The sequence below is a fragment of the Glutamicibacter nicotianae genome (assembly GCF_002797775.1).
GTDB classification, from domain to species: domain Bacteria; phylum Actinomycetota; class Actinomycetes; order Actinomycetales; family Micrococcaceae; genus Glutamicibacter; species Glutamicibacter nicotianae.
The window spans coordinates 3,075,586-3,102,246 of record NZ_PGEY01000001.1 but is presented as its reverse complement, the minus strand read 5'-3'; the positions used below and the strand labels follow the sequence as shown (position 1 = coordinate 3,102,246).

Below are 26,661 nucleotides of genomic sequence, written 5' to 3'. Positions count from 1 at the left end.
ATAACTCTTAGTTGACTTGAACCTTATAAGGCAACCATCGAACCTTATCGAGAGGGAACGCATGCTGAAGTTCTTCGGGATCACCACTGGCGCACCGGCCAGCGGCAAAGTCCGCGCATGGCAGGGCGTGGACCGCAAGCACCGGGGCATCGCCTTCGCCGTGTCGCTGGTGCTGGCATCGGCCGCGTTCCTGGCCGCCCGCTGGCTGCTCTCGGGCCTGCCGCCCGAGCACTCCCTGCCTTATGTTCCCTGGCTAGCCGCCGCAGCCCTGCTGCTCATCAGCACCCTGGTGGCCGAGCGCTCGATGATCAGCAACCAGCCGGCCGAAGCTGGCGGCATCTAGGCGCAAAAAAGCTGGGGGAAGATACGGGCAACCCGTATCTTCCCCCAGCTTCGCGCCAACCGGCTAGGCGTTGCCCAGCCAATCGGCGGCGTCGTTGACCAGCTGCTGAGGCGAGGCCGAAATATCCAGCACCACGCCGCGCTCGTCAGCCTGCAGCTCGTCAAGCGTCTCGAACTGCGATTTCAGCAGCTCCACCGGCATGAAGTGCCCGGTGCGCTCGGCCATGCGCTGGGACAGCAGCTCGAAGCTGCCGTTCAAATGGATGAACACCGTATCCGGCGCCTGCGCCCTGATCTGGTCGCGGTACTTGCGCTTGAGCGCAGAGCACGCAATGATCAGCGGCTTGCCATCCTCGGCGGCCAGCCGCTTGCCGATTTCGCCGAGCCACGGTTCGCGGTCTGCATCATCCAGCGGGATGCCGGCAGACATCTTCGCGATATTCGCCTGCGGATGCAGGGAATCCCCGTCGAGGAACTCCGAGGCGATCCGCTGGCCCAGCAGCTCGCCCACGGTGGATTTGCCGCAGCCGGAGACCCCCATGACCACGATGCGTCCGGCCCCGGTGCCCGATGGCGCCGACAGCGGCTTGTCCATGATCGCCTCGCTCACCAGTCGTGCACCGTGCCGTCAACCAGGCGGTTGTACGGCAGGTAGGCCTGCTGGTACGGGTAGGACAGCGCGGCTTCCTCGTTGAACTCGACGCCCAGGCCAGGCTTGTCGCCTGGGTGCAGGTAGCCGTCCTTGAAGGTCATCGACTGCTCGAAGACGGTGTTGGTGGCGTCCGAGTGCTGCATGTACTCCTGGATGCCGTAGTTGTGGATGGCCAGGCCCACGTGCAGCTGGGCGGCGAAGCCCACCGGGGAGATGTCGGTCGGGCCGTGGAAGCCGGACTTGATCTGGTACTGGGCTGCGTAGTCCATGACTTTCTTCAGCGGCGAGATGCCGCCGAAGTGGGTGGAAGCCGCACGCACGTAGTCGATCAGCTGGTCCTTGATCAGGGTCTGGAAGTCCCAGATGGTATTGAAGATCTCGCCGATGGCCAGCGGGGTGGTGGTGTGCTCGCGCACCAGGCGCAGGGCGTCCTGGTTCTCGGCCGGGGTGCAGTCCTCGAGCCAGAACAGGTCGTAGGGTTCCAGCGACTTGCCCAGCTTGGCAGCCTGCAGCGGGGTCATGCGGTGGTGGCCGTCGTGCAGCAGCGGGATCTCCGGGCCGAATTCGTTGCGCACCGCTTCGAACACTGTCGGCAGGTGGCGCAGGTAGGCGCGGGTGTCCCAGTCCTCTTCCTGCGGGTAGGTGCCGCGGCCGGCCGGCTCGTAGTCGTAGCGTTCGCCGGAGGACTGGGCCTGGGCGGCTACGCCGTAGACAGCCTTGATGCCCGGCACCGCGGTCTGCACGCGGATGGACTTGTAGCCCAGTTCCAGGTGCTCGCGGATCGAGTCGAACAGCTGCGGTATGTCGGTGCCCGAGGCGTGGCCGTAGGCGCGCAGCCCGCGGCGCGAGGCGCCGCCGAGCAGCTGGTAGACCGGCATGTTCGCGGCCTTGCCCTTGATGTCCCACAGGGCCATGTCCACCGCGGCGATCGCTGCCATGGTGATCGGGCCGCGGCGCCAGTAGCTGGAGCGGTAGATGAACTGCCAGGTGTCCTCGATCTGGTGCGCGTCGCGGCCGATCAGCAGCTGCGCGACGTGGTCCTTCAGGTAGGAGGCGACGGCCAGCTCGCGGCCGTTCACGGTGGCGTCGCCGATGCCGACCAGGCCGGATTCGGTGGTGACCTTCAGGGTCACGAAGTTGCGTGACGGGCTGGTCACGAAGACTTCTGCCTTGATGATTTTCATGGCGTTCCTTTCGGGGAACGCGGGCTTCGGTGCCCGCGCGAATACTTGTGGAGAAAAAGCTAGTTGGCGAAGCCTGGGCGCAGCGCGGTGATCGCGTCGACGGCTTCGGCCTCGCCGGCCAGGCGGGAGTCGATGATTGCCACCAGGGCGGCGCTCTGCGCGGTGCTGCCGGCTTCCAGCGCGGCGTCATCGAGCACCGCGACGAGCGCTTCGGCATTCGCGTCGGCGATCGGCGTTCCGGCCGCGTGCTGCGCTGCGAGCTGCTCGCACCAGGCGGCGATCAGCCGCAGGGCGGCGTGCCCGTCGCGTCCGGCGTCCCGCTCGGCCCGGTAGACCGGCAGCGCGCGGGCTGCCAGCTTGATCGAGCCGTCCATGGCGATCTGCGCCAGGTGGTGCGCGATGCGCGGATTCCCGAAGCGCGCACGCAGGGCGCGGCGGTATCCGGGGATATCCAGTTCAGGTTCCTGCAGGTGCGCGGCGGCCGCATCCCAGAACTCCTCGACCCAGCCGGAGACCTGCTCGTCGGCTAGCGCCTGTGCCACGGTCTGGTGCCCGCGCAGCTGCCCGGCGAAGGACATCAGCGTGTGGGCGCCGTTGAGCAGCCACAGCTTGCGGCGCTCGAAGGGCTCCAGCTCGGCGACGAACTGCGCCCCGGCCTTCTCCCAGTCGGGGCGGCCTGCGGGGAAGTCCCCGCACAGCACCCAGGAGCTGAAGGGCTCGGTGACCACCGGGCTGGCATCGGCGAATCCGGTGGCGGCGGCCACCGTGGCGACGTCGGCGTCGGTGGTGCGCGGGGTGATGCGGTCGATCGAGGTGTCTACGAAGGAGACGTTCTCGCGGATCCAGTCGGCCAGCTGCCCGTCGATCTGCTCGGCGAGGGCCACGATGCTGGCTTCTGCCACCGACCCGTTATCCGGGAGGTTGTCGCAGGAGACTACCGCTAGCGGCCAGCCATCGCCGGCCCGTCGGGCGGCCAGGCCCACCAGGATGCGGGCCGGGACGGTGCGCAGCACCAGCTGCGCGGCGCCGAGCGCCGAGGGGGCGAAGACCCGTCCGTCGTAGGCGTCGGCCAGCTCCGCCAGGTCGGCGGCCACGGAGGGATCCGCCAGGTCCAGACGCGGTGCTCCGGCTCCGGCAGCCATGCGGTATCCGGCCTCGGTGATGGTCAGCGTCAGGATCGCGGTGGCCGGGTCGGCCAGCTTCTCGGTGAGCAGCGGCAGGTTGTTGCCGTCATGGGCGGCCAGGATCGAGTCCACTACCTCGAACTCGTCGGCTTCCGACCCGCGGGTCACCAGCGTGTAGAGCCCGCCTTGCGGGGCCAGCGCCGCGGCGGCGGTGGCCGAACGCCCGGTGAAGGCGGTGATGCCCCACTCGCTATCGGCCTTGGCGGTGTACCAGGCCTGATGGGCGCGGTGGAAGGCGCCCAGCCCGATGTGCACGATGCGCGGCCGGCGCGCCGGCGCGGCCACGGCGCTGCGGTCCAATGCCGCGCTCACAGCTTGAACGCCCGTCGCGGTGCGGCGTCGACGATGTCGACAATGATCTGGTGCGCGCGTTCCTCGGTGATCCGGTGCTCGGCGACCAGCCGGGCCAGGAAGGAGGCCTCGATCCGGCGCGAGGCGTCGTGCCGGGCAGGGATGGAGCAGAAGGCGCGGGTGTCGTCGATGAATCCCGAGGAGCGGGAGAACCCGGCGGTTTCGGTCACCGCGGAGCGGAAGCGCGCCATCGCATCCGGCGCGTCCAGGAACCACCACGGGGCGCCGATGTACACCGACGGGTAGAAGCCGGCCAGCGGCGCGATCTCGCGGGAGAACACGGTCTCGTCGATGGTGAACGGGATGAAGTGGAAGCCCGGCGCGGTGCCGAAGTCTTCCAGCAGCGGGCGCAGCCCGCCGGCGTAGTCCACCGCGAAGGGGATGTCGTGCCCGGTGTCCGGGCCGAAGACCGCCAGCGTCGCCGCGTGGGTGTTGCGGTGCACCCCTGGATGCATCGTCATGACCAGCCCGTCCTGTACGGCCATGGCTGCCTGCTGGTACATCATGTGCGCTTCGAAGGCCAGCGCCTCGGCCATGGATGCGGTGCCTGCCATGCCCTTGGCGAACAGCGCGGCGGCCTCGTCGCGGTCCAGCTTCAAGGTGGCGGGGGTCTGCGCGCCGTGGTCCGAGGACACCGCCCCGTGCTCGACGAAGTACTGGCGGCGGGTGGCCATGGCGGCCAGGTAGCCGTCGTAGCCGGCCTTGCCCTCGCCGGCGGCCTGGATCAGCGCATCGGCCTTCTGCGCGAAGTCGGCGCCCCAGAACTTGATGTAGGCATCCGGGCGGAAGGTCGGCAGCACGCGCGGGGCGAAGGAGGAATCCTGCGCCAGCTGGCGGTGCGCGGCCAGGTCATCGAGCGGGTCGTCGGTGGTGGCGAGCACCTCGATGCTGAAGGAGTCCATCAGCGCGCGCGGGCGGAAGTCCGGGGCGTCGATGCGCGCCTGGATCGCACGGTAGGTCGCGTCTGCGTTCTCGGCGGTGATTTCCCGGTCATCGATGCCGAAAACCTCGATGAATTCCTGGCGCAGCCAATAGCCTGAGGCGGTGCCGTCGAACAGGTGGTAGTTGGCGCAGAAGGTCTTCCACGCGTCCAGCGCGGAGACCTTCTGGCTGCCGCCCACGCGCAGCGCATCCAGCGGGACATTGTTGGCGTGCAGCAGGCGGGTGACATAGTGGTCGGGGCTGATCAGCAGCGCGGTGGGGTCCGGGAACGCGTCGTCGCGGGCGATCATCCCGGCATCCACATGGCCGTGCGGGGAAATGATCGGCAGGTGCTCCACGGCGGCGTGCAGCGAACGGGCGATCTCGCGGACACCGGCGTCCGCGGGCAGCAACCGATCAGGGTGGTTGGCTATCGAAGAAGACATGACTCGATCGTCCTTACCCCCATGGCCGGATGGCAACTAGTTGCCATGAGTTGCACCATACCCCTGTGCCGCGCGCCTCAGCCCCGCGGCGGGGCGGCGGTGGAGCCGCGCACCGCCAGCCGGGTGGGCAGCACCACCGGGCGGTCCGGCGCATCGGCGGCCCCGCGCGCAATGGCCAGCAGGTTGCGCACCGCGGCGGCGCCCAGGGCGTGCAGCGGGGCGGCGACGCTGGTCAGCCCGGGGGTGACCAGATCGGCGTCCGAGGAGTTGTCGAAGCCCACCACCGAGATGTCCCCGGGCACGTCGAACCCGTTCTTCTGCGCCTGGCGCATGAACCCGATGGCCAGCTGGTCGTTGTAGGCGAGCACCGCGGTGGCATTCGACGAAAGCACCTGGTCGGCGATCTGCGCGCCGGCGGCGATGGTGGGCACCCGCGGGGAGAAGAGCAGGGACTTGTGGCCGTGCTCGGCGGCGCACATCTTCAGCGCCCGCCAGCGCATCCCGTTTGCCCAGGACGCTTCGGGGCCCGCCAGGTAGGCGATATTCCGGTGCCCCAGCTCGCGCAGGTGGGCGACCGCCCGGATGATCCCCCGCTCGTTGTCGGTGACGACGCTGGCCACCCCGCTCACTCCCCGGTTCATCACGATCGTCGGCTTCTGCTTGGCCATGGACCGGATCCCCGCGTCGGACATGCGCGAGCTGGAGAGCACGATCCCGTCCACGATGCCCAGCGAACGCTCGATGGCTTCGCGTTCCACGATCCCCGATTCCCGGGTGTTGGCCAGCAGCATCGTGTAGCCGTTCTTGGCGGCCTCCTCCTCGGCCCCGCGGATCATCTCGAAGTAGACCGGGTTGGAAATATCGGCGATGACCAGCGCAATGGTGCCGTGCCGTTCCTTGCCTTCGGGCATCGGCCGGCGCATCTCCATGGAACGGTAGCCCAGCTCGGCGGCCACCTGGCGGATCTTCTCCGCGGTGGCGAAGCTGACCCGTCCGGGCCGCGCAAAGGCGCGGGACACCGTGGACGCCGAGACCCCGGCGGCGCGGGCGACGTCGTAGATGGTGACCGATTTTCCGGATGCTGGTGGGTGCTGCATGTAACAAGTGTGCGGCGCGGAGCAGCGCGAGTGGAAGCCTATGGCAATTATTGGCAACAATTGGCCAGTGGCCCTGCTGGGCGGAGATTATCAGTTGAACCGTCAATGTGGCCGGAGACACTCGCAGTGCAGATCGACTTGCCTGCAGGGAACGGGGCAGCGCTGCCCCGCCGGCCGGAAAGTAGCTTGAAGAGATGAAACTTCGCGCCCTGCGCTGGGTCGCCGGGGCCTGTGCCGCCGCCTTGGCCCTCACGGGCTGCACCGCCGGCGTCTCGGGCAATGCCCAAGAAGGCAAGACCATGGTGCTCTCGCTGAACCAGTCAGAATCCCACCCCTCGTACATTGCGCTGACCGACTTCGGCGAGCGGCTGAAGGCCGCCACCGACGGGCGCTGGGACATCAAGGTGTACCCCAATGAAACCCTCGGTGCCCAGCAGGAAGTCATCCAGCTGGTCTCCGACGGCTCGGTGGACATGGCCATTGCCTCCGGCACGCAGCTGGAAAACCTGAACCCGGAATTCGCCACGCTGAACCTGCCGACCGTCTTCAAGGGCATCGACCACCAGATCTCGGTGCTGCGCGACAAGGGCATCGTCGGTCCGCTGTTCTCCTCGCTGGAAGAGTCCAAGGACCTGACCGTGCTGGGCGGACTGACCCAGGGCGACCGCAACCTGTACACCGTCAAGGGCCCGATCAAGGAGCCCAAGGACCTGGCCGGCATGAAGATCCGCGTCCAGGAATCCGAGCTGCACATCAAGATGATCAACGCCATGGGCGGCGCTGCCACCCCGATGTCCTACGGCGAGGTCTACACCGCGCTGCAGGCGGGCGTGCTCGACGGTGCGGAGAACAACGAGATTTCCTACGTCACGCAGAAGCACAACGAGGTCGCCAAGTACGTGGCCCGCACCCGCCATCTGGTGGGCCTTGACTACATGCTGGTCAACTCCACGCTGCTGGAGGAAATGACCCCCGAAGACCGGGCGATCCTGGAAGCCGAATGGCAGAAGACCGTGGATGAGCACGTGAAGCTGTGGAATGCCGACACCGAGAAGGCCATCGAATCCGCCAAGGCTTCGGGCACCAAGTTCAACGACGTGGACAAGGCAGCCTTCGACAAGGCCCTGGCCCCGGTCGTCGAATCGGCTTTGACCAGCGACGACGCCCGTGAGCTGTACGAGAAGATCACGGAGGCCGCACAGTGAATGCGATCAAATCCGTCCTGGATTTCCTGCTGAGGTGGCTGTGCATCGCGCTGTTCGCGGTGCTCGTGCTGGTGGTCTGCTGGCAGGTCTTCACCCGCCAGGTGCTGCAGGATCCTGCCACCTGGACCACCACCGCTGCCCAGTACCTGTTCGTCTGGCTGGCACTGTTCGGCTCCGCCTACGTCTTCGCCGACCGCGGGCACATTGCCGTGGACTTCATGGTGCGCCTGCTGAAGATCAGCCACAAGCGCTACACCGAGGCGTTCGTCCAATTCATCATCCTGCTGTTCGCGGTGTTCGTGCTCATCTGGGGCGGGCTGCGCGGGGTCGATCTGACCTGGACCCAGCAGGTCTCGGGCCTGCCGGTCAGCGTGGGCGCGATGTACTTGGCACTGCCGATCTCCGGCGTGCTGACCGCGTTCTACGCCCTGTTCCACCTGGTCGAGGCGCTGCGCGGACGCGGCCTGCCCGACGAATTCGATGAAGAAATCCGGGAGGCGATCTGATCATGGATGCAGCGCTCATTGCAGGCATCGTCCTGGTTCTCGGCATTGCCGTCCTGCTGCTGTTGCGGGTGCCGATCGCGATTGCCGTCGGCTTCTCCGCCTTCGTCGCCGTCGCGGCGGTCATCGGCATGGAAAAGGCCTCCTTCGTGGCTGCCCAACGCATGTTCACCGGCATTAACTCCTTCGCCCTGCTGGCCATCCCGTTCTTCATCCTGGCCGGCGTGCTGATGAACAACGGCGGCATTGCCGGGCGCCTGATCGACGCGGCCAAGGTGCTCGTCGGGCGCATGCCCGGCTCGCTGGCGCAGACCAACGTGGTGGCCAACGCGCTGTTCGGCTCGGTCTCCGGCGCCGCAGTGGCCTCGGCCGCAGCCGTCGGCGGGGTCATCGGCCCGCGCCAGGCCAAGGAAGGCTACGACAAGAACTTCTCCGCCGCGGTGAACATCGCCTCCGCCCCGTCGGGCATGCTGATCCCGCCGTCGAACACGCTGATCGTGTACTCGCTGGTCTCCAGCACCTCCATCGCCACGCTCTTCGTGGCCGGCTACATCCCGGGCATCCTCTGGGCGCTGGCCTGCATGCTGATCGTGTTCCTCTACGTGCGCAAGCGCAAGGAGCTGAACAACTACCAGCAGGTCACCCTGCCGGTGGCGCTGCTGACCCTGTGGCGCGCGGTCCCCTCGATCCTGATGATCGTGATCGTGATCGGCGGCATCCTGGCCGGCATCTTCACCCCGACCGAGTCCGCGGTCATCGCCGTGGTGTACTGCCTGATCCTGGGCTTCGCCTACCGGGCGATCAAGGTCCGCGACCTGCCGCGCATCGTCCTCGACGCGACCGTCACCACCTCGATCGTGATGCTGCTGGTGGGCGTCTCCACCATCATGGCGTGGGTCATGGCCTTCTCCGGGATCCCGGCGGCGATCTCCAACGGCCTGCTGGGCCTGACCGATTCGCCGACCATAATCCTGATCCTGATCATGGTGATCCTGCTGATCGTGGGCACGTTCATGGACCCGACCCCGGCGATCCTGATCTTCGTGCCGATCTTCCTGCCGATCGTCACCGAATTCGGCGTGGATCCGATCCACTTCGGCATCATGGTGACGTTCAACCTGTGCCTGGGCACGATCACCCCGCCGGTGGGCAACGTGCTGTTCGTCGGCGCCAAGGTGGCCGGCCTGCGCGCCGAGCCGGTGATCAAGGCCCTGGTGCCGTTCTTCATCGCGCTGATCGCCATGCTGTTCGTGGTGGCCTTCGTGCCGCAGCTGTCGATGTGGCTGCCTGAGCTGCTGGGCCTGCTGGCCCCGTAGCCCTCAACAGGCACGGCGCCGATGGGTGCCGATTCACGGAGGATTCCGTGGGTCGGCACCCATTCTTGTTCCACCGGAAAATGAGAAAGGACCACTTCAGGCAAGCAATTCATGGCAACACGATGCTTCGTACCTGTGATCCGGTGAACAGTTGGCTAGGGATTGGTTTTGCGCAGGTCAAGCGCCCAATCGCACGATTCGTCACTCAAGGAAGAGCTACGCATGAAGAATTCACCTAACCGGCGGCGCACCACGCGTGCCGCCGCGGCAGCACTGGCCCTGCCGCTGGTCCTCAGCCTCGGCGCACCCGGCGCGCTGGCAGGGCCGAAAGGCAACGAGGGCAACCACGGCAAGCCCCCGGCCATCGAGGCACGCGCCAAGAACACCATCAAGGTCAAGGGCCGCACCTTCAAGGACCTGAACTCCAACGGCAGGCTCGATGCCTACGAGGACTGGCGCAAGCCCGCCGAAGAGCGTGCAGCCGACCTGGTGTCGCAGATGACGCTGCAGGAGAAGGCCGGCCTGATGCTCATCGACACCCTCAACGCCGCCTGCGATCCGGAAACCCAGACCCGCGGCACCCTGGACCCGAACGCGCTGGGCTACATCAACGAGCAGAAGATGCACCGCTTCATCTTCCGCAACACCGTCACCAGCGAAGACAAGGCCACCTGCGGCTCCTCCGCCGGCGGCTTCAGCGCCAGCACCTCGCTGACCCCGGCCGAAGCCGCGGAGTACATGAACACCATCCAGGAGCTGGGCGAAGGCACCCGCCTGGGCATCCCGATGCTGTACAAGTCCAATGCGCGCAACCACATCGACCCCGATGCGCGCGCTGGCATCAACGAATCGGCGGGCGCTTTCACCACCTTCCCCAAGGAAGCCGGCCTGGCCGCGGCGGCCCTGGGCGAGCAGGCCAAGGCCACCGGAGCCACCCCTACCGACGGCGACATGTCGGTGATCGAGGACTTCACCTCGGTGATGGGCGCCGAGTGGGAGTCCATCGGCCTGCGCGGCATGTACGGCTACATGGCCGACCTGTCCACCGAGCCGCGCTGGTACCGCGCCCATGAGACCTTCACCGAGAACGCGGACCTCAACTCGAACATCATGACCTCCCTGGTCCAGGGCCTGCAGGGGCCTGTGGACCAGGACGGGGTATCGCTGAGCGAAGAAACCTCCGTGGCGCTGACCATGAAGCACTTCCCCGGCGGCGGACCGCAGGAGCTCGGACTGGATCCGCACTACTCCTTCGGCAAGACCCAGGTCTACCCGGGTGGCGCGTTCGGCGAGCACCTCAAGCCTTTCGAAGCTGCCATCGAGGCCGGGGTTTCCTCGATCATGCCGTACTACGGCGCACCGATGGAGGTCACCCACAACGGCGTCACCTATGATTCGACCGGCATGGCCTTCTCCAAGCAGATCGTTAACGACCTGCTGCGTGGCGAACTCGGCTTCGACGGCTACGTCAACTCCGACACCGGCATCATCACCGATCGCGCATGGGGCCTGGAGGACAAGACGGTGCCCGAGCGCGTGGCCGCCGCAATCAACGGCGGCACCGACACCCTCTCCGGGTTCCACGATGTCTCCACCATCACCGATCTGGTCGACTCCGGGCTGATCACCGAGGAACGCGTCGATCTGGCGGCCACGCGGCTGACCACCCCGATGTTCCAGATGGGCCTGTTCGAGAATCCCTATGTGGATGCCGAAGCGGCCGGCGGGATCGTCGGGAGTGCAGAGCACCGAGAGGTAGGCCTGGACCTGCAGCGCAAGTCCGCGGTGCTGCTGCAGAACAAGGAAGCTGCCGATGGCGGCAAGGTGCTGCCGCTGAAGGAGAAGTCGGATGTCTACATCCTGGGCGATTTCACCGAAGAAACCGTGGCCAGCTACGGCTACGGCGTCACCAATGGCAACACCGAGGACCCAGCGCAGCGCCCGAGCGCCGAAGGCAGCGACTACGCGCTGATCTCGGTGTCGGTGAACAACAAGAACACCAGCTCCTACAAGTCCGATGACCCTGAATCCGGCATGAACCCGGAGCACATCAACCCGATCACCATGGACGGAGTAGAAGGCCTGGACGGGAACAGCCCGTTCGGAGCGGCCGATGCCTGCGTGACACAGGGCGGGGAGAAATGCACCGATGACGGCCTGCGCTTCGGCGGCTCGCTGCCTTGGGAATCGAGCATCCTGGACTTCACCGGGATGGCCGAGTCCGAGTCCTGGGAAATCAGCCCCTCGCTGGATACCATCAAGCAGGTCATGAGCGAGGTCGATGACCCGAGCAAGATCGTGCTGCACGTGTACTTCCGCCAGCCATTCGTCATGGACGAGGCCAGCGGCCTGCGCGATGCAGGCGCCATCGTCGCCGGCTTCGGCATGTCCGACACCGCGCTGATGGACATCCTCTCGGGCAAGTTCGCCCCGCAGGGACGCATGCCGTTCGCGCTGGCCGGCACCCGCGAGGCGATCACCGAGCAGTTCAGCGACCTGCCGGGCTACGCGGAAACCGCTGACGGCGCGCTGTTCGAGTACGGCTTCGGGCTGAGCTACTAGGTAAATAAGCGCGTGCTGCGCGGCTACTGCGCGCTTGCGTGACTTGCCGCATAGTCCTGCGCACTGAGCTGCCCCAGGCGCGAACGGCGCCGTCCGTAGCCCAGATAGAGCGCCACGCCGACGATCATCCAGATGATGAACACCAGCCAGGTGTGCCAGCCCAGCTGGCTCATCAGGAACAGGCAGGCGAAGATGCCCAGGATCGGGGTGACCGGATACAGCGGCAGCTTGAACGTCCGCGGGGCCTGCGGCTGCTTGCGGCGCAGGTAGATCACCGAGGCGCCGACCAGCGCGAAGGCGAACAGCGTGCCGATGCTGGTGGCGTCTGCCAGCGCGCCCAGCGGGATGAACCCGGCGGTGATCGCCACCAGGATGCCGGTGATCCAGGTGCCGGCGACCGGGGTGCCGGTGCGGTTCGACACCTTGGAGAACACCGGCGGCACCAGCCCGTCGCGCGACATGGCCAGGAGGATGCGGGTCTGGCCGTAGAGCACGGTCAGCACCACCGAGGCGATGGCCAGCACGGCGGCCACGGCGAAGGCCAGCACGAAGATCGGCTGGCCGGTCAGTTCGCCGACGATCTGCACCAGCGGCGCCTGGGCGCCTTCGAACCAGTTCCATTCGCGCGCGCCGATCGCCGAAACTGCCACCAGCACGTAGGTGATGGTCACGATCAGCATCGAGAGCATGATGGCCCGGGGCAGATCGTGCTTCGGGTTCTTCGCTTCCTCGCCGGCCGTCGAGGCGGCGTCGAAGCCGATATAGGAGAAGAACACGCTCGATGCCGCGGCGGTCACGCCGGCCGCGCCCATCGGCAGCAGCGGCTCGAAGTTGCCCGCGTTGAAGGCGCTGAAGGCGACGACCGAGAAGAAGATCAGGATGCCTGCCTTGATGGCCACGACGATCGAGTTCACGATGGCCGATTCGCGCGCCCCGCGCACCAGCAGCACGGTGGCCAGCACGACGACGATCAGCGCCGGCAGGTTCACCACCCCACCCTCGGCCGGGCCTCCAGCCAGCGCCGCAGGCAGCTCCATGCCGAAGGTGCGCAGCGTTTCATTCACGTACTGGCCCGCGCCGACGGCCACCGCGGCCACGGACACGGCGTATTCGAGCACCAGGCACCAGCCGCAGATCCAGGCGATGCCTTCGCCCATGGTCGCATAGGAATAGGAGTAGCTGGAGCCGGACACCGGGACCATGCCGGCCATTTCGGCGTAGGACATCGCCGAAAGCAGCGCGGTGATGCCGGCGATCACGAACGAGATCCAGATGGCCGGACCGGCGATCGGCACGGTATCGCCAAGGATCACCAGGATTCCGGTGCCCATGGTGGCGCCGACGCTGATCATGGTCAGCTGCCACATGCCCAGGGTGCGGCGCAGTTGCCCTGCTCCTGCATTGGTTTCTGCCTCGGCGATCATATTCGTGATCGACTTGCGGCGGCGCAGTTGCGCGCCCAGCAAGGTGGCCGGGCCGGCGCTCACGGATGGTTTGCGATTCATCGCGGATCCTCAATGGGGTGGTATTGCCGCCGCGCCCCGTCCCAGGATGCGGACGGGCGCTGCGCGTGGAAGTTCTGAACTGGAATATCATGTCACGGCCCGATCCGTCCCAGCTGTTCCAGAATCCAACAATTTCTCGCCAATTGTGCCCTCTTCTTGGGGTTTAACCGAAATCTTGGTCCATGCGGAATCCGTGCACTGAGATGGAATTCATTATCTGGAGTGCATAATTATGCACAAATCGCCGCACGCCACCCGCACCGCAGGCGCCCCGATCCTCCCTGCGCACATCGAAAACCACCGAGGTTTTCCACAATATTAGAAGACATATTCGAGCAATAGAAGTACAATTAGAACATGTCCGAAGCAAAGGCGCACGGAAACGGCCTGACCCCACCAGCACCCCCAGATGCCTTCGACCTGCATCTGGACCAGCTGAACGACGACCTCGTCCAGCTCGAAGAACACGGCACCAAAGCCGAATGCGCCCACGCCATCGAAGGCCTCGAAGCACTAGCCTCCTATATCCGCTACCGGCAGGCCTGCCTCTCCCACCAGGTCGAGAAGGACTTCGTGCGCGACCATGAGGAACGCGGCGTCCACATGGATGACCAAACCCGTGGCGCCGCCGCCTGCGTTGCGCTGGCCCGCAAGCAATCCCCGCACGGCATGCGCAACTACCTGGTCAACTGCCGCATCCTCTTCGAAGACACCCCTCACCTGGCCGCCGCCTGTTCCCGCGGAGAATTCACCGAAGCGCAAGCCCAGGCCATCCTGACCCCGCTCCAGGACCTCAGAGCCCAGCGCCGCACCGAATTCGACCAGTATTTTGCCCAGAACCCCGACATGTTCGAGTCCATGGGCACCCGCCAAATCACGCAAACCGTGCGCAAATTCGTCCTTTCCTACACCTCTGATCAGGAATCCATCAAGCAGAAAACCGTCGAGGAAGACCGCAACCTCACCCTGGAAATCGACCAGCAGCGCGGCTGCATCAAGATTCGCGGCGAGTACCCCCTGCTGCCCGGCATGTGCCTCAAGCGCTACCTGGACGAGGAATCCAAGACCCTGCGCAAGAAAGGCGACCCGCGCACCCGCACCCAGATCCGCGCCGATTTGCTCTTCAGCTACATGATGATCGGCGAACCCTCCAAAATGCCCGTCGCCCTGAACATCGGGGTGATCATGACCGATCGGTCCCTGTTCGCCGGCGAACGCGAACCAGCGCTATTGGAAGGCTACGGCTATATCCCTGCCCAGAGCGTGCGTGAATGGATCGGCGGGCACCAGATCCCCAATGACCTGACCTTCGAGCAGATGGAAGCGAAAGTCACCCGCGAAAACATCGAGCAAATCGAAGTGCGCACCGAACTCGCCCGCTTCTACACCGCGCCGGGCGACCAGGAACTCATTTCCATGGACTCCAAGACGCGGCTCTTCCCGGAGAAGCTCAAGAAGTTCATCGCCGTACGCGACCGGCACTGCCGAACCCCGTTCTGCGACGGCATCGTGGAAGAAATAGACCACGTCAAGCAATACGCCCGCGGCGGCAAAACCACCGTGTCCAACGGCGATGGCCGCTGCGCGGCCTGCAACAAGGCCAAGCAAGCCGCCGGATGGTACGAATACACCACCTACGGCAACGGGCACAGCATCACCATTTGCCCCGGCTCGGCCATGTCCTACAAATCCACCGCACCACCAGCCACCGGGTACGCGCACAAGCCATTCCCGCAACTGATGCGCGACGGCACCTGGCCGCAAAAACTCAAAGAACGGCTGAGACCGCCTGATGACCCCGAATGTGTCGCCGCCTGATGGGCGGCAGGCAACTACTGCGCACTCTCTTGGCTAGCAATCCGGTTGAAACCGCTGGCTTCGGGCCGCAGGATATGGTGAAGCCGCCTGGAAGTTGCCTCCCAGGCGGCTTGGTTCCGGACTCTACTTGCCGGCGGCTTCTGCCAGCAGTTCAACGATGTGGCGGTATTCCTTGCCCGTCGCCCGGGTCATGCCCAGTTCGCAGGTGCGGTTGCATGAGGCGTGTTCCTGCGCATCCAGTTCACGGACCTCAGCTGCCTCGCGAGCGGTAGCCGACTCGGTCAGCTCCGGATGCAGCATTCCACGGTCGCCAGCATAACCGCAGCAGCCCCAGTTCACCGGGGTGTTCACGGTATCTGCCACAGCCTCGGCGATCTTCTGCATGTCCGGATTCAGGCCCATCTGCGTGGAGGAGCAGGTCGGGTGCAAGGTGACCGAGGAGATCTTGTGCAGCTCTGGCAGCTTGTCCAGCAGGTGCTGCGAAGTGAATGCCAGCAGGTCAACCACGTCATAGCCGTGCTCGGCCAGGGTATGCGCAAACCCTTCGGTGCAGCTGGAGGCGTCCGAGATGATTGGCAGGTTCTTGCCAGGCATGGCGGCGCGGACTCCTTCCAGCACGCGCTGGCCCATGACTTCATGGCCCTGCGCGTAGCCCTTGGAAGTCCATGGAGTGCCGCAGCAGGTGGATTCGATGCCCTCCGGAACATAAACCGAGACTCCGGCGGCGTGCAGCAGCTTGGTGAACGACGATGCAACACCTTCCCCGTCGCCGGCCGGGCCGAACATCGAGTTCACGCAGGCAGGCAGGTAGATGGCCAGCGGTTCGGTGCCCGCGGCACCCAGGTTCCCGGCCATCGGCTTGCGCGCCTTGCCGCCGGCAGGCAGCTCAGCGTCGTAGCGCGGCATGACGTCGGTGCTGACCACCTTGCGGGCAACATCGGTAACGCCGCGGACCAGCGACGTCGGGAACTTGTCGGCGACGCTCAGGGCCAGCGAACCAGCCCGGGTGGCCCCGCCCCAGCCCTTGGCCGCGGCCTTGAAGCCGGCTTCCAGCACAGGGTGCGCGTCTTCGCGGCGCAGGCGCTTGACCAGCAGGCCGGTGTTGATGCCGACCGGGCAAGCGGTGACGCACATGCCGTCAACGGCGCAGGTCTGCACGCCGTTGTACGCGTAGTCGCGCTCAAGCTCGGCAGCCAGCTCGGTGTTGCCCTCGGCCTCGGCCTTGGCGATGGCGCGGCGCACGACGATGCGCTGGCGCGGGGTCAAGGTCAGGTCTTTGGACGGGCAGACTGGCTCGCAGTAGCCGCATTCCACGCAATGGTCGGCCTCGACCTCGATGGTCTCGTTGAGCTTGATATTGCGGATGTGCGCGGCATGGTCCTCGTCGATGATCACCCCGGGGTTCATCATCAGGCGCGGATCGCAGGCTGCCTTCAGTTCCAGGTGCACCTCGTAGAGCTCATCGCCGTACTGCGCACGGACGAATGGCGCCATGGCGCGACCGGTACCGTGCTCCGCCTTGAGGTTGCCGTCCTTGTCCAGGATCAGCTGGACCATCTTGTCATTGAAGGAATTATAGCGGTTCAGCGCTGTATCGCCTTCGAAGCGGTCGGTCAGCATGAAGTGGATGTTGCCATCCTTGGCGTGGCCGAAGATCACCGAATCCTCGTATCCGTACTCGGTGAACAGCTCCTGCAGGCTGCCGCAGGTTTCAGCCAAGGTCTCGACCGGGACGACGACGTCTTCGAGCAGCGCGGTGGTACCGGTGGCGCGGGCGCCGGCCACCGATGCATACAGTCCCTTGCGGAATTTCCAGGCGGCCTGGCGGTTCTTGGCATCCGGGGAGAGGATCGTCGGGGCGCGCAATGCGGCTGCGTCCAGCAGCGACTGGCCAGCTGTGCGCAGCCCTGCCAGCTCCTCTTCTGAGTCCGCATGGTATTCGACCAGCAAGGCGGCCTGCTGGTCGACCTCGAAGCCCATGATGGCTTCGGGCACGCCGGGCAGCGACTGGCCCACGCGCAGCGAGGTGGAGTCCATCAGCTCCAGGGTGGCGGCACCGGAATCCACGAGTTCAGGCAGTGCGCGAGTGGCCAGATCCAGGTTGTCGAAGACCGCCAGGGTGGCGATGGCCAGCTTGCGGATCGGCACGGTGCGGAAAACCGCCTCCGCAACGAAGGCCAGGGTGCCCTCGGAGCCGATGATCAGGTGGGCCAGCAGCTCGGCCGGGGTGTCGTAGTCCAGGAAGGCGTTGATGCCGTAGCCCATGGTGTTCTTCAACCCGAAGTGCTTCACGATCTTGGCCACCGATGCAGGGTTGCTGCGCACGCGCTTGACCAGCTTGCCCAAGGTAGCGACCAGCTGCGGCTCGGCGGCGGCCAGCTTGCGGTCGGCCTCGGGATCCGCGGTGTCGATCATGGTGCCCGAAGGCAGGACGAACGTCATGGATTCCAGGGTGCGGTAGGTGTTGAACTCGGTTCCGCAGGCCATGCCCGAGGAGTTGTTCGCGATCACGCCGCCGATGGTGCAGGCCGCCTCGCTGGCCGGATCCGGCCCGAGCTTGCTGCCATAGACGGCCAGGCGGGCGTTGACCTGGCGGACGGTGGCGCCTGGCTGCACGCGCACGCGTGCTCCGTTGTCGAGCACGGTAATGCCGCGGAAGTTGCGGCGCACGTCGATCATCAGGCCGTCGCCGCTGGCCTGTCCGGCCAATGAGGTGCCGCCGGAGCGCAGGGTGACCGGCTGGTTGTTCCGCGCGGCCGCTGCAAGCAGCGCGGAGACTTCCGCGGCGTCCTTGGCCAGCACGACAGCTTGCGGGGTGTACAGGTAGTGCGAGGCATCCGAGGCATAGGCGACGCGATCGATGGATCGGGTCCTGACGCGTTCCTGGTCGCCGACCAAGTCGAGGATTCCGGATGAAACCGTCGTTTCTCCGAGTGCTGGCGTGCTCAATGCCATGGTGCGCTCCTGTGCAGTTGGCAAGCGGCGCTTGCCGAATACGGAAATTGTCTTACAAGTACACATGCCATAGTAGTACGATTCGTGGGATACTTGTTAGGCATATTTTTCGCGGCTCGAAAGGACCCTTGTGGCAGCCCGTTTAGGTGTCGTTTCCGTAGTCCAGGTGGTCATCCGGTCACTGCGCGCCCGGATTTTCAGCGGCGAACTGGCACCCGGCACCCCGCTGGCCGAGGTCGATGTCGCCGCGCAATACGAAGTTGCCCGTCCAACCGCCAAGGCCGCACTGGAGAACCTTGTCGCAAGCGGCCTGCTGACCCGCAATGCGCACCAGACCGCAAGGGTCACGCTGCTCTCCGCGCGCGATGCGCTCGATATCTACCGCACCCGCGCCATCATCGAAGCAGAGGCCGTGCGCCTGCTGGCCACCCAACGCGAGGTCCCGTCCGAGGCGCGGGAAGCCAATGCGGAAATCACCGAACTGGTCGGCGCCTCGCCGATCGACATCATCGATCCCGACATCCGCTTCCATGCCGCCCTGGTCCAGGCGCTAGGCTCGCGGCGCACCAGCGCAATCTACGCGCAGCTGACCGACGAGATCCGCCTGTGCATGACCCACGTGCAGGATGCCACGCTGCTGTCCACCAAGGACATTGCCGCCGAGCACGCACGGCTGCTGCAGCTGATCTCCGAGGGCGAGGCGGCCGCCGCCGCGAAGGTGCTGGAAGAACACCTGCGCACCGCCAGCAACAAGCTGGCCGAGCATTTGGAGAGCCTGTAGGCATGGGGGGATTGTTCAGCCGGAAGCCGCGGGTCAGCTTCGATCAGATCGACTCGCTCCTGTCGCGGATCCCGGATCTGCAACTGGGCGCGGTGAAGTTCTCGGCGCACACGCTCGCAGCCGGCTGGAGGAAGACCACTCCCAAACCGGGCATCGACCTGACTACGTGCGGGCTGACCGGCTGGCTGGAGCTTGAAGAAACCCTGCGCTTCACCGAGGGCACGCTGTCGGTGCATGAAACCTGGACCGGCTCGCCCGCACTGTTCTTCATCTCCACCCCGGCGAGCGCTCCGGCGGATTCCGCAGCCGGCGGAGCGCTGGCCGGCGTTCCCGAAGACCACGCGGGCATCCTGCATCCCGGCGATGACGGAAATCTTCAGCTTCTTGCCACCCTGGACCCGGTGCAGCTGGGGCAGCTGGACCGGTGGATGCGCACCTTCCCGAGGCTGTAGCGCCCTTCCCCGGCCCGCAGGAAGGCTCCGCTCTGCATACCACCGCCTGACGCGGCATTTTCCACCAGATTCCACCACGATCAGCACAGTCATTCGACACGCCTTCACGCATACCCCCACCCCTATTCTTGACATACCCCCGGGGGTATAGTTTATGGTAGTTCCAGACAGCCCCACGAAAGGACATCCCATGCTTCTGGAACGCTTCTACGACGAAGACCTGGCGCAGGCCAGCTACTTCGTCGGCTGCCAGGCCAAGGGCGAGGCGATCGTCGTCGATGCCCGCCGCGACATCTCCGAGTACCTGGCGCTGGCCGCCAAGCACGGCATGCGCATTGTTGCGGTGACCGAAACGCACATCCACGCCGACTACCTCTCCGGCACCCGCGAACTGGCCGCCGCCACCGGAGCGGCCACCTACGTCTCGGGCGAGGGCGGGGCCGACTGGCAGTACGGTTTCGAGGCCGAACGCCTGATGGACAAGGACACCATCACCCTGGGCAATATCACCGTGACCGCTCGCCACACCCCGGGCCACACCCCTGAGCACCTCTCGTTGCTCATCACCGACGGCGCATTCAGCGACCAGCCCGGCTACATGCTCTCCGGCGACTTCATCTTCGCCGGCGACCTGGGGCGCCCGGACCTGCTGGACGAGGCGGCCGGCGGCGTGGACACCCGCTTCGCCGGGGCCAAGCAGCTCTTCGCCTCGCTGAAGAACGTCTTCCTGCAGCTGCCCGACCACATCCAGGTCTACCCGGGCCACGGTTCGGGCAGCGCCTGCGGCAAGGCGCTGGGCGCCGTGCCCTCCACCACCGTGGGCTACGAACGCAACTTCGCCTGGTGGGGCAGCTACCTGGCGAGCAACGACGAGGCAGGCTTCATCGCCGAGCTGCTCGACGGCCAGCCCGACGCCCACGCCTACTTCGCCCGCATGAAGCGCCAGAACCGCGATGGCGCCAAGGTGCTCGGCCCCCTGCCCGAGCTCGTCGAGTTCACGGCGGAGCAGATCATCGAGCAGACTGCCGCGAATGACGCGGTCTTCGTCGACACCCGCGGACACCTGGCAGTGGCCGAGGGCACCGTCGCCGGCGCGCTGGCCATCCCCGCCATCGCCAAGATGGCGAACTTCGGAGCCTGGGCCTTCGACCCGGAAGCCGATGACCGCCAGCTGATCCTGTTCGCCGAGGACCTCCAAGCCGCGCAGCAGATGCGCGATCACCTGATGCGCGTGGGCATCGACGCGGTGTCCGGCTACGCGACCAGCCTCGAGGGGCTGCAGGCCTTCACCCCGCCAAGCGTGGCCCCGGCCGAGCTGGAGAATTTCGAGCACGCGCTGCTGCTGGATGTGCGCAACCGCAGCGAGTTCGCCGCCGGCGCCATCCCGAACGCCAAGCACATCTCGGGCGGGCGCGCCCTGTGGTCCCTTGGCGAGCTGCCGGCCGACGGCAAGATCGTCACCTACTGCCAGAGCGGACTGCGCAACTCGATCGTCGCCAGCGCCCTGCGCGACGCCGGATACGACGTCGTCGAGCTGGCCGGAAGCTATGCCGGCTGGGCCGCAGCCATGCACAAGACCAACGCCTGACCCATCCCGAACCCCAAGGAAGCACCCGAAATATGAGCACACCCATCAACGTCATGGACGCCGCGACCCTGGAGAACCTGCTGGCCGCCGAGGATTCGGCCGTCGCAGTCCTGGATGTGCGCACCCCTGCGGAATTCGAATCCGTGCACATCCCCGGTTCCTATAACCTGCCGCTGGACTTGGTAACGGAACACGCCTACGACGTGACCCGCAAGCTGGCCAAGCAGATCGTGCTGGTCTGCCAGTCGGGCACCCGCGCTGGGCAGGCACAGCAGAAGCTGTCAGAGCTCCAGATCGAATCCGGCAGCGTGCTGGATGGCGGCATCTCCGCCTGGGAGAAGTCCGGCGGCGAGGTGGTGCGCGGCACCCAGCGCTGGGCCATGGACCGCCAGGTTCGCATGACCGCAGGCTCGCTGGTGCTGCTGGGCTTCATCGGCTCCAAGCTGGCCAGCCCCAAGCTCGGCTACCTGTCCGCGGGCATCGGAGCGGGCCTGGTCTACTCCGCGGCCAGCAACTCCTGCGCCATGGCCAGCGTGCTGTCCAAGATGCCGTGGAACAAGGCAAGCACCAATGGCAAGGCCAACCCGCTGGCGCAGATCCCCAATGCCGGGCAGCAGCTGAACCCGCACGGCAAGTAGGCGCGGGCAGTGGAACCATTATTGATTCTGGTCCTGGCCCTGTCAGTCGTCGTCGGCCTGGCCCTGGGCCTGCTCGGTGGCGGCGGTTCCATCCTGATGGTTCCACTGCTCACCTACGTGGCGGGGATGGACGCCAAGCAGGCCATCACCACGTCGCTGTTCGTGGTGGGCGTGACCTCGCTGGCCAGCCTGCTGCCGCATGCGCGGGCCCGCAATGTCCGCTGGGCCGCAGGCCTGGTCTTCGCCGCTTCGAGCATGAGCGGCGCGCTGCTCGGCGGCCTGGCCAGCGCCGCCATTCCCGGTGGCGTTCTGATGGCGGCCTTCGCCATCATCATGCTGGCCAGCGCCCGGAACATGATCCGCGGACGGAAGAAGGACAACGATGCCGCGGCCAAGGGGCGGTCGCTGCTGCTGTACATTCCCGTCGGACTGGCAGTCGGCATGGTTACCGGATTGGTGGGGGCCGGCGGCGGATTCCTCATCGTTCCGGCCCTGGTGCTGCTGGCAGGGGTGCAGATGAAGCACGGGGTCGGCACGTCCTTGCTGGTCATCTCGCTGAATTCGGCCTCCGGAATGCTGGGGCACCTGAATTCCACTTCGGTCAACTGGCCGTTGGCGCTGTCCATTACCGCGGCGGCGATCATCGGCTCGCTGGTCGGGGCACGGCTGACCGCCCGGGTTCCGGAGCAGAAGCTGCGCCGGGGATTCGGCTATTTCGTCCTGGCCATGGGCATCTTCGTCCTGTCCCAGGAACTGCCGAATCCGGCAGGACTCGTCCTTGCCAGTGCCGCCGCCGTCGCCGTCATCGCCTGGGTGCTCTGTACCAAGGTCCCGGCAGTGGCCGCCATCTGCCCCTGGCGCAAAGCCCCCGCTGGCCCGGCCCCGACTGCGGGCTAGCTCGCATCTACCCATAGGAATACCCATGAAACCGCTAGAATTGACCGAGACGAACTTCGCTGAAACCGTCAAGTCCTCCCAGATGCTGCTGGTCGACTTCTGGGCAGCCTGGTGCGGCCCGTGCCGCAACTTCGCGCCCGTCTTCGACACCGCGGCCGGCCTGCACGAGGACGTGGTCTTCGGCAAGGTCAACACCGAGACGCAGCAGGACTTGGCGGCCGCCGCCCAGATCACTTCCATCCCGACGCTGATGGCATTCAAGGACGGCGTGCTGGTTTACTCCCAGCCCGGCGCACTGGATTCCCGAGGCCTGGAAGAATTGGTCGTCTCGCTGAAGAACCTGGACATGGACGCCGTGCACGCCGAACTGGCCGCCGCTCAGACGTCCGAGCCATAACCCCGGGGTCCGCCCCACGGTCTTTTCGAAATGGAGCACATCATGCGCAATGCGGATGAAGCCACACGCAAGCGAATCCTGAACCGCCTGAAGCGGGCCCGCGGCCAGCTAGATGCCGTCATCAACTCGGTGGAGGGCGACGGCAAATGCCGCGATGTGGTGACCCAGCTTTCCGCCGTATCCACCGCGCTGGACCGCGCAGGATTCGCCATCGTTTCCTCGGCCATGCAGCACTGCCTGGTTGATCCGGAGCAGACCGCCGAAGCCGAAGACGGCTTGACCATCGAGGAGCTGGAAAAGCTCTTCCTTTCACTTTCATAGATCTACGGCTATCACGCCAGAAAAGGAGGCACCCGATGTGCCGACAGGTTTCCTGCAAGAAATGCGGCAAGACCACATGGGCCGGTTGCGGCCAGCACGTTGATTCGGTCATGCGCGGCGTTCCCGCCCGCGACCGCTGCCAGGGCCACGAGAACGAGCAGAAAACCGGCTTCTTCAGCCGCCTGTTCGGCCGCTAGAACCTGCCTTCGCTCCCGCCCATCCACCACAGATGCCTGCGCGGGGGCCGCAGCAGCTCGCGTTGTTCACACAATGGTTCCGATAAGCCAACCATTGTGGCAACGATGAGCCGTGGCAGTTGCCTGCCCGTTCAGGATACCCAGGCGACATAGTCAGCTCGCATTTACCTAGTGTCAGAGTTCTTTGGAATAATCCGAGGTAATGACCATGCGCGTGCTGCAGATCGGATGCTCCGCGGGTCAGCGAGGCATCCGGCACCGCGCTCCGGCTGACCCCAAAGGAATCCCATCATCATGACCTCTAAAATCCGTATTGGCATTGCCGGCTACGGCAACCTCGGCCGCGGCGTGCAGGCCGCGATCGCGAAGAACCCGGACATGGAGCTGGTCGGCGTCTACACCCGACGCGACCCGCAGGACCTGCAGCTGGCCAGCCCGGCACCGCGTTTCGCCATCGCCGATCTTCAGCAGCACACCGGCCAGATCGACGTCCTCATCCTGTGCGGCGGCTCGAAGTCGGATCTGCCGGAGCAGGGCCCGAAGTACGCGGCGCTGTACAACACGGTGGACAGCTTCGACACCCACGCGCGCATCCCCGAGTACTTCGAAACCGTGGACGCCCCGGCCAAGGCCGCCGGCAAGACCGCGCTGATTTCCGCGGGCTGGGATCCGGGAATGTTCTCGATCAACCGCGTGTACGGCGAGGCGCTGCTGCCCGACGGTGAGACCTACACCTTCTGGGGCCGCGGCCTGAGCCAGGGGCACTCGGATGCGGTGCGCCGCGTGCCGGGTGTCGCCGCCGGCGTGCAGTACACGATACCCAGCCAGGAAGCGATCGACCGCGTGCGGGCCGGCGAGCGCCCAGCCCTGGGCACCCGCGAAAAGCACCAGCGCGAATGCTTCGTGGTACTCGAGGACGGCGCGGACGCCGAGGCGGTGCGCGAAGCGATCGTCACCATGGAGCACTACTTCGACCAGTACGACACCACGGTTGAATTCATCGACGAGCAGACCCTGGCGGCCGAGCATTCGGCGATGCCGCACGGCGGTTTCGTGATCCGCTCGGGCAACACCAGCGATGCGCAGAAGCAGGTCATCGAGTATTCGCTGGCGCTGGGCTCGAACCCCGAGTTCACTTCCAGCGTGCTGGTGGCCTACGCCCGCGCCGTGCACCGCATGAACCAGGCCGGGATCACCGGCGCGCAGACCGTCTACGATGTGGCCCCGGGGCTGCTCTCGCCGAAGTCGGCGGCGCAGCTGCGCGCGGAACTGCTCTAGGAAGCGGCCAGCGGGTCCTTCTCCCAGGACTCCACGGGTCCTGGGACCTGCACGAACAGCGGATGCAGGGCCAGCTGGCCGGCTGGTTCCAGGCGGACGATGCGCGCAGGATCCCGGACGGTCAGCTTGCGCAGCAGGTGTTCGCGCTCGAAGCGCACCTGCCCGCCGGTGACCGGGATTTTCTGCAGCTGCGCGGGGGCTGCCGGATGCAGGATCTTGGCGGCGTCGAAGCGATAGCCCCGGGCATCGGCCTCGTCTAGCAAGCCCTGAAGGTAGCCGCCCAGATGCACCAGCGGAGCGGGCTGTGCCTTGAACCGCAGCAGCTGCGGGTGCTCCGTGTACCCCTTGGTCTGGCCCGCCAGCGCCTTCTGCGCCAGCAGGGTTTCACGCCAGCAGGCGACGAGCCCTTTGGCGTCGAGCAGTGAGGGGTGCAGGGACCAGAGGCGCATAGGCCCAGACTAGTGCCAGTTCTAGCCGGCAGGGAATTCGATGATCTCGCTGCGGATCAAGAAGCGCTTGCCTTCCGGTGCCTCCACGGAGAAGCCGGAGCCCCGGCCGTTGACCACGTCGACGGTCAGCTTGGTGTGCTTCCAGTATTCGAACTGCTCCTTGGACATCCAGAACTCGATCTCGCCCAAAGCGGTGCCCTCGGCATCGTCCAGGCAGAGCACGCCGAGCAGGATGTCCGATCCGCCGGTGCGGAATTCGCCGGCCGGATAGCACATCGGCGAGGACCCGTCGCAGCAGCCGCCGGACTGGTGGAACATCAGCGGGCCATGGATCCCCCACAGCTTGCGCAGCAGCTGAAGGGCGTCGGAGGTGAAAGCCACCCGGGAGAAATCCTCTCCCTCGATGGCGGCGCGCGTTTCGGTGACGGTGCTCATGGCCTGCTCCTGTTCATGGTGGGCCGCTGCGCGCGGCCCGGCCGGAAGCACCCGCCGGGCCGCGCACCGGGCTATGCAGTGTAGTCGATGACGACGCGCCCGTCGATCTTGGCGTGGCGCATCTCGTCGAATACGGCGTTGATGTCCTCCAGCGGACGGGTGTGGAAGGTCGGCTTGATCTTGCCGGCCGCATAGAAGTCCAGTGCCTCGATCATGTCCTGGCGGGTGCCGACGATCGAGCCGCGGATGGTCAGCCCCTTGAGCACGATGTCGAAGATCGGTGCCGGGAAGTCGCCGGCGGGAAGGCCGTTGAACACGATCGTTCCCCCGCGCCGGGTCATGCCAATGGCCTGCCCGAATGCTGCCGGGTGCACGGCGGTGACCAGCACCCCGTGCGTCCCGCCGATCTTCTCCTGGATCACCGCGGCAGGGTCCTGCGCGAACGCGTTCACCGTCAGCTCCGCCCCGTGCTTGGTGGCCAGCGCGAGCTTGTCGTCGGCCACGTCGATCGCGACCACGCGCATGCCCATGGCCACGGCATACTGCACCGCGATGTGCCCCAGCCCGCCGATGCCGGAGATCGCGACCCATTGGCCCGGGCGCACCCCGGTCATCTTCAACCCCTTGTAGACGGTCACCCCCGCGCATAGCACCGGGGCGATCTCGTGCGGGTCGGAGCCCTCGGGAATGCGGGCGGCGAATTTCGCGTCCACCAGCATGTACTGGCCGAAGGAGCCGTCCATCGAGTAGCCGCCGTTGGACTGGGATTCGCACAGCGTCTCCCAGCCGGTGCGGCAGTATTCGCAGCTGCCGCAGGCGCTGGCCAGCCAGGCGTTGCCGACCACATCGCCCTCTTCGACCTCGGTGACGCCCTCGCCGACGGCGACGACGGTGCCCACGCCCTCGTGCCCGGGGATCAGCGGAAGCTTCGGCTTGACCGGCCAGTCGCCCTCTGCGGCGTGCAGATCGGTGTGGCAGACGCCAGAGGCGATGAGCTTGACCAGGGCCTGGCCCGGTCCGGGCTGCGGGATCGGGGTATCCCCGACCGTCAGTTCATCGCTGAAGTTCTCGACTATTGCGGCTTTCATGGTACTCATGCACGTTGTCCTTTGCATGGCTTCAAAGGCGCGCGACACCCTTGCGGGTCCGGGAAATGAGGCCAATCGTGCCCCGGACGCGGTCCTGGG

Annotated in this window: 25 protein-coding genes; 15 read left to right on the top strand and 10 right to left on the bottom strand. The window is 66.1% G+C overall.

Annotation, left to right across the window (positions count from 1 at the left end; all coding sequences use genetic code 11):
• Nucleotides 1-61 precede the first annotated feature (61 nt).
• A complete protein-coding gene (locus tag ATK23_RS14430; protein ID WP_066144655.1) occupies nucleotides 62-343 on the top strand; it encodes a hypothetical protein in 282 nt (93 codons plus the stop codon).
• A gap of 63 nt (nucleotides 344-406) precedes the next feature.
• Here the strand turns inward: ATK23_RS14430 and ATK23_RS14425 are convergent, their stop codons facing one another.
• The 5 genes from ATK23_RS14425 to ATK23_RS14405 form a co-directional block, all read right to left on the bottom strand.
• Nucleotides 407-952 (bottom strand): gluconokinase, encoded by a 546-nt coding sequence (locus ATK23_RS14425; RefSeq protein WP_244213537.1) that lies wholly within the window; start codon nucleotides 950-952, stop codon nucleotides 407-409.
• The gene (gene manD, locus ATK23_RS14420; RefSeq protein ID WP_066144652.1) at nucleotides 949-2,178 is read right to left on the bottom strand and encodes a D-mannonate dehydratase ManD; all 1,230 of its coding nucleotides are present in this window, start codon (nucleotides 2,176-2,178) and stop codon (nucleotides 949-951) included. The genes ATK23_RS14425 and manD overlap by 4 nt, the downstream gene beginning before the upstream one ends.
• 59 nt (nucleotides 2,179-2,237) lie before the next feature.
• Nucleotides 2,238-3,674 carry a mannitol dehydrogenase family protein gene (locus tag ATK23_RS14415; protein WP_066144649.1) on the bottom strand — a complete coding sequence of 479 codons (1,437 nt, stop codon included), beginning with the start codon at nucleotides 3,672-3,674 and terminating at the stop codon, nucleotides 2,238-2,240.
• Complete coding sequence (gene uxaC, locus ATK23_RS14410; RefSeq protein ID WP_066144646.1) at nucleotides 3,671-5,080, bottom strand: glucuronate isomerase; 1,410 nt, start codon at nucleotides 5,078-5,080, stop codon at nucleotides 3,671-3,673. The genes ATK23_RS14415 and uxaC overlap by 4 nt, the downstream gene beginning before the upstream one ends.
• A gap of 77 nt (nucleotides 5,081-5,157) precedes the next feature.
• Complete coding sequence (locus tag ATK23_RS14405; protein WP_066144643.1) at nucleotides 5,158-6,177, bottom strand: LacI family DNA-binding transcriptional regulator; 1,020 nt, start codon at nucleotides 6,175-6,177, stop codon at nucleotides 5,158-5,160.
• Between the two features lie 194 nt (nucleotides 6,178-6,371).
• Between ATK23_RS14405 and ATK23_RS14400 the strand changes: the two genes are divergently transcribed.
• The 4 genes from ATK23_RS14400 (at nucleotide 6,372) to ATK23_RS14385 (ending at nucleotide 11,763) form a co-directional block, all read left to right on the top strand.
• Nucleotides 6,372-7,382 (top strand): TRAP transporter substrate-binding protein, encoded by a 1,011-nt coding sequence (locus tag ATK23_RS14400; RefSeq protein ID WP_066144640.1) that lies wholly within the window; start codon nucleotides 6,372-6,374, stop codon nucleotides 7,380-7,382.
• A complete protein-coding gene (locus tag ATK23_RS14395) occupies nucleotides 7,379-7,888 on the top strand; it encodes a TRAP transporter small permease (RefSeq protein WP_066144637.1) in 510 nt (169 codons plus the stop codon). The genes ATK23_RS14400 and ATK23_RS14395 overlap by 4 nt, the downstream gene beginning before the upstream one ends.
• Before the next feature lie 2 nt (nucleotides 7,889-7,890).
• Nucleotides 7,891-9,201 (top strand): TRAP transporter large permease, encoded by a 1,311-nt coding sequence (locus tag ATK23_RS14390; protein WP_100339294.1) that lies wholly within the window; start codon nucleotides 7,891-7,893, stop codon nucleotides 9,199-9,201.
• 222 nt (nucleotides 9,202-9,423) lie between these two features.
• A complete protein-coding gene (locus ATK23_RS14385; protein WP_066144631.1) occupies nucleotides 9,424-11,763 on the top strand; it encodes a glycoside hydrolase family 3 protein in 2,340 nt (779 codons plus the stop codon).
• 23 nt (nucleotides 11,764-11,786) lie between these two features.
• Here the strand turns inward: ATK23_RS14385 and ATK23_RS14380 are convergent, their stop codons facing one another.
• Nucleotides 11,787-13,268, bottom strand: coding sequence for an amino acid permease (locus ATK23_RS14380; RefSeq protein WP_066144628.1), 1,482 nt, complete (start codon nucleotides 13,266-13,268; stop codon nucleotides 11,787-11,789).
• Between the two features lie 357 nt (nucleotides 13,269-13,625).
• Between ATK23_RS14380 and ATK23_RS14375 the strand changes: the two genes are divergently transcribed.
• Nucleotides 13,626-15,086 (top strand): HNH endonuclease, encoded by a 1,461-nt coding sequence (locus ATK23_RS14375; protein ID WP_066144626.1) that lies wholly within the window; start codon nucleotides 13,626-13,628, stop codon nucleotides 15,084-15,086.
• 123 nt (nucleotides 15,087-15,209) lie between these two features.
• On the opposite strand, the gene ATK23_RS14370 is transcribed toward ATK23_RS14375, so the two are convergent.
• Nucleotides 15,210-18,041 (bottom strand): FAD-binding and (Fe-S)-binding domain-containing protein, encoded by a 2,832-nt coding sequence (locus tag ATK23_RS14370; RefSeq protein ID WP_066144623.1) that lies wholly within the window; start codon nucleotides 18,039-18,041, stop codon nucleotides 15,210-15,212.
• Nucleotides 18,042-18,171: 130 nt separating this feature from the next.
• Between ATK23_RS14370 and ATK23_RS14365 the strand changes: the two genes are divergently transcribed.
• The 9 genes from ATK23_RS14365 to ATK23_RS14330 all read left to right on the top strand — a co-directional run bounded on the left by ATK23_RS14365 (nucleotide 18,172) and on the right by ATK23_RS14330 (nucleotide 24,590).
• Nucleotides 18,172-18,822, top strand: coding sequence for a GntR family transcriptional regulator (locus ATK23_RS14365; RefSeq protein ID WP_066144621.1), 651 nt, complete (start codon nucleotides 18,172-18,174; stop codon nucleotides 18,820-18,822).
• A 2-nt stretch (nucleotides 18,823-18,824) separates the two neighbouring features.
• Complete coding sequence (locus ATK23_RS14360) at nucleotides 18,825-19,274, top strand: hypothetical protein (protein WP_066144618.1); 450 nt, start codon at nucleotides 18,825-18,827, stop codon at nucleotides 19,272-19,274.
• A gap of 190 nt (nucleotides 19,275-19,464) precedes the next feature.
• Nucleotides 19,465-20,862, top strand: coding sequence for an MBL fold metallo-hydrolase (locus tag ATK23_RS14355; RefSeq protein WP_066144615.1), 1,398 nt, complete (start codon nucleotides 19,465-19,467; stop codon nucleotides 20,860-20,862).
• Between the two features lie 32 nt (nucleotides 20,863-20,894).
• Nucleotides 20,895-21,500 carry a rhodanese-like domain-containing protein gene (locus ATK23_RS14350; RefSeq protein WP_066144612.1) on the top strand — a complete coding sequence of 202 codons (606 nt, stop codon included), beginning with the start codon at nucleotides 20,895-20,897 and terminating at the stop codon, nucleotides 21,498-21,500.
• Between the two features lie 9 nt (nucleotides 21,501-21,509).
• Nucleotides 21,510-22,397 carry a sulfite exporter TauE/SafE family protein gene (locus ATK23_RS14345; protein WP_066144609.1) on the top strand — a complete coding sequence of 296 codons (888 nt, stop codon included), beginning with the start codon at nucleotides 21,510-21,512 and terminating at the stop codon, nucleotides 22,395-22,397.
• A gap of 25 nt (nucleotides 22,398-22,422) precedes the next feature.
• Complete coding sequence (gene trxA / locus ATK23_RS14340) at nucleotides 22,423-22,794, top strand: thioredoxin (protein ID WP_038993623.1); 372 nt, start codon at nucleotides 22,423-22,425, stop codon at nucleotides 22,792-22,794.
• A gap of 42 nt (nucleotides 22,795-22,836) precedes the next feature.
• Nucleotides 22,837-23,115, top strand: coding sequence for a metal-sensitive transcriptional regulator (locus ATK23_RS14335; RefSeq protein WP_038993621.1), 279 nt, complete (start codon nucleotides 22,837-22,839; stop codon nucleotides 23,113-23,115).
• A 35-nt stretch (nucleotides 23,116-23,150) separates the two neighbouring features.
• A complete protein-coding gene (locus tag ATK23_RS16495) occupies nucleotides 23,151-23,312 on the top strand; it encodes a DUF8730 family Cys-rich protein (protein ID WP_162989147.1) in 162 nt (53 codons plus the stop codon).
• Nucleotides 23,313-23,606: 294 nt separating this feature from the next.
• Nucleotides 23,607-24,590, top strand: a complete 984-nt coding sequence (locus tag ATK23_RS14330) for a diaminopimelate dehydrogenase (RefSeq protein ID WP_066144606.1) — start codon at nucleotides 23,607-23,609, stop codon at nucleotides 24,588-24,590.
• On the opposite strand, the gene ATK23_RS14325 is transcribed toward ATK23_RS14330, so the two are convergent.
• From ATK23_RS14325 to adhP, 3 genes are all read right to left on the bottom strand, one after another.
• Nucleotides 24,587-25,039 (bottom strand): pyrimidine dimer DNA glycosylase/endonuclease V, encoded by a 453-nt coding sequence (locus ATK23_RS14325; RefSeq protein WP_066144603.1) that lies wholly within the window; start codon nucleotides 25,037-25,039, stop codon nucleotides 24,587-24,589. The genes ATK23_RS14330 and ATK23_RS14325 overlap by 4 nt on opposite strands.
• 21 nt (nucleotides 25,040-25,060) lie before the next feature.
• Nucleotides 25,061-25,474 (bottom strand): DUF779 domain-containing protein, encoded by a 414-nt coding sequence (locus ATK23_RS14320; protein ID WP_066144600.1) that lies wholly within the window; start codon nucleotides 25,472-25,474, stop codon nucleotides 25,061-25,063.
• 71 nt (nucleotides 25,475-25,545) lie between these two features.
• Nucleotides 25,546-26,571 (bottom strand): alcohol dehydrogenase AdhP, encoded by a 1,026-nt coding sequence (gene adhP, locus ATK23_RS14315; protein WP_066144596.1) that lies wholly within the window; start codon nucleotides 26,569-26,571, stop codon nucleotides 25,546-25,548.
• Between the last annotated feature and the right edge of the window lie 90 nt (nucleotides 26,572-26,661).

Excerpts from the sequence above, each read along its gene's own strand:
- ATK23_RS14430 (WP_066144655.1), top strand. The coding sequence starts at position 62 with ATGCTGAAGTTCTTCGGGATCACCACTGGCGCACCGGCCAGCGGCAAA.
- manD (WP_066144652.1), bottom strand. The coding sequence starts at position 2,178 with ATGAAAATCATCAAGGCAGAAGTCTTCGTGACCAGCCCGTCACGCAAC.
- uxaC (WP_066144646.1), bottom strand. The coding sequence starts at position 5,080 with ATGTCTTCTTCGATAGCCAACCACCCTGATCGGTTGCTGCCCGCGGAC.
- ATK23_RS14405 (WP_066144643.1), bottom strand. The coding sequence starts at position 6,177 with ATGCAGCACCCACCAGCATCCGGAAAATCGGTCACCATCTACGACGTC.
- ATK23_RS14400 (WP_066144640.1), top strand. The coding sequence starts at position 6,372 with ATGAAACTTCGCGCCCTGCGCTGGGTCGCCGGGGCCTGTGCCGCCGCC.
- ATK23_RS14390 (WP_100339294.1), top strand. The coding sequence starts at position 7,891 with ATGGATGCAGCGCTCATTGCAGGCATCGTCCTGGTTCTCGGCATTGCC.
- ATK23_RS14385 (WP_066144631.1), top strand. The coding sequence starts at position 9,424 with ATGAAGAATTCACCTAACCGGCGGCGCACCACGCGTGCCGCCGCGGCA.
- ATK23_RS14380 (WP_066144628.1), bottom strand. The coding sequence starts at position 13,268 with ATGAATCGCAAACCATCCGTGAGCGCCGGCCCGGCCACCTTGCTGGGC.
- ATK23_RS14375 (WP_066144626.1), top strand. The coding sequence starts at position 13,626 with ATGTCCGAAGCAAAGGCGCACGGAAACGGCCTGACCCCACCAGCACCC.
- ATK23_RS14370 (WP_066144623.1), bottom strand. The coding sequence starts at position 18,041 with ATGGCATTGAGCACGCCAGCACTCGGAGAAACGACGGTTTCATCCGGA.
- ATK23_RS14360 (WP_066144618.1), top strand. The coding sequence starts at position 18,825 with ATGGGGGGATTGTTCAGCCGGAAGCCGCGGGTCAGCTTCGATCAGATC.
- ATK23_RS14355 (WP_066144615.1), top strand. The coding sequence starts at position 19,465 with ATGCTTCTGGAACGCTTCTACGACGAAGACCTGGCGCAGGCCAGCTAC.
- ATK23_RS14350 (WP_066144612.1), top strand. The coding sequence starts at position 20,895 with ATGAGCACACCCATCAACGTCATGGACGCCGCGACCCTGGAGAACCTG.
- trxA (WP_038993623.1), top strand. The coding sequence starts at position 22,423 with ATGAAACCGCTAGAATTGACCGAGACGAACTTCGCTGAAACCGTCAAG.
- ATK23_RS14335 (WP_038993621.1), top strand. The coding sequence starts at position 22,837 with ATGCGCAATGCGGATGAAGCCACACGCAAGCGAATCCTGAACCGCCTG.
- ATK23_RS16495 (WP_162989147.1), top strand. The coding sequence starts at position 23,151 with ATGTGCCGACAGGTTTCCTGCAAGAAATGCGGCAAGACCACATGGGCC.
- ATK23_RS14330 (WP_066144606.1), top strand. The coding sequence starts at position 23,607 with ATGACCTCTAAAATCCGTATTGGCATTGCCGGCTACGGCAACCTCGGC.
- ATK23_RS14325 (WP_066144603.1), bottom strand. The coding sequence starts at position 25,039 with ATGCGCCTCTGGTCCCTGCACCCCTCACTGCTCGACGCCAAAGGGCTC.
- ATK23_RS14320 (WP_066144600.1), bottom strand. The coding sequence starts at position 25,474 with ATGAGCACCGTCACCGAAACGCGCGCCGCCATCGAGGGAGAGGATTTC.
- adhP (WP_066144596.1), bottom strand. The coding sequence starts at position 26,571 with ATGAGTACCATGAAAGCCGCAATAGTCGAGAACTTCAGCGATGAACTG.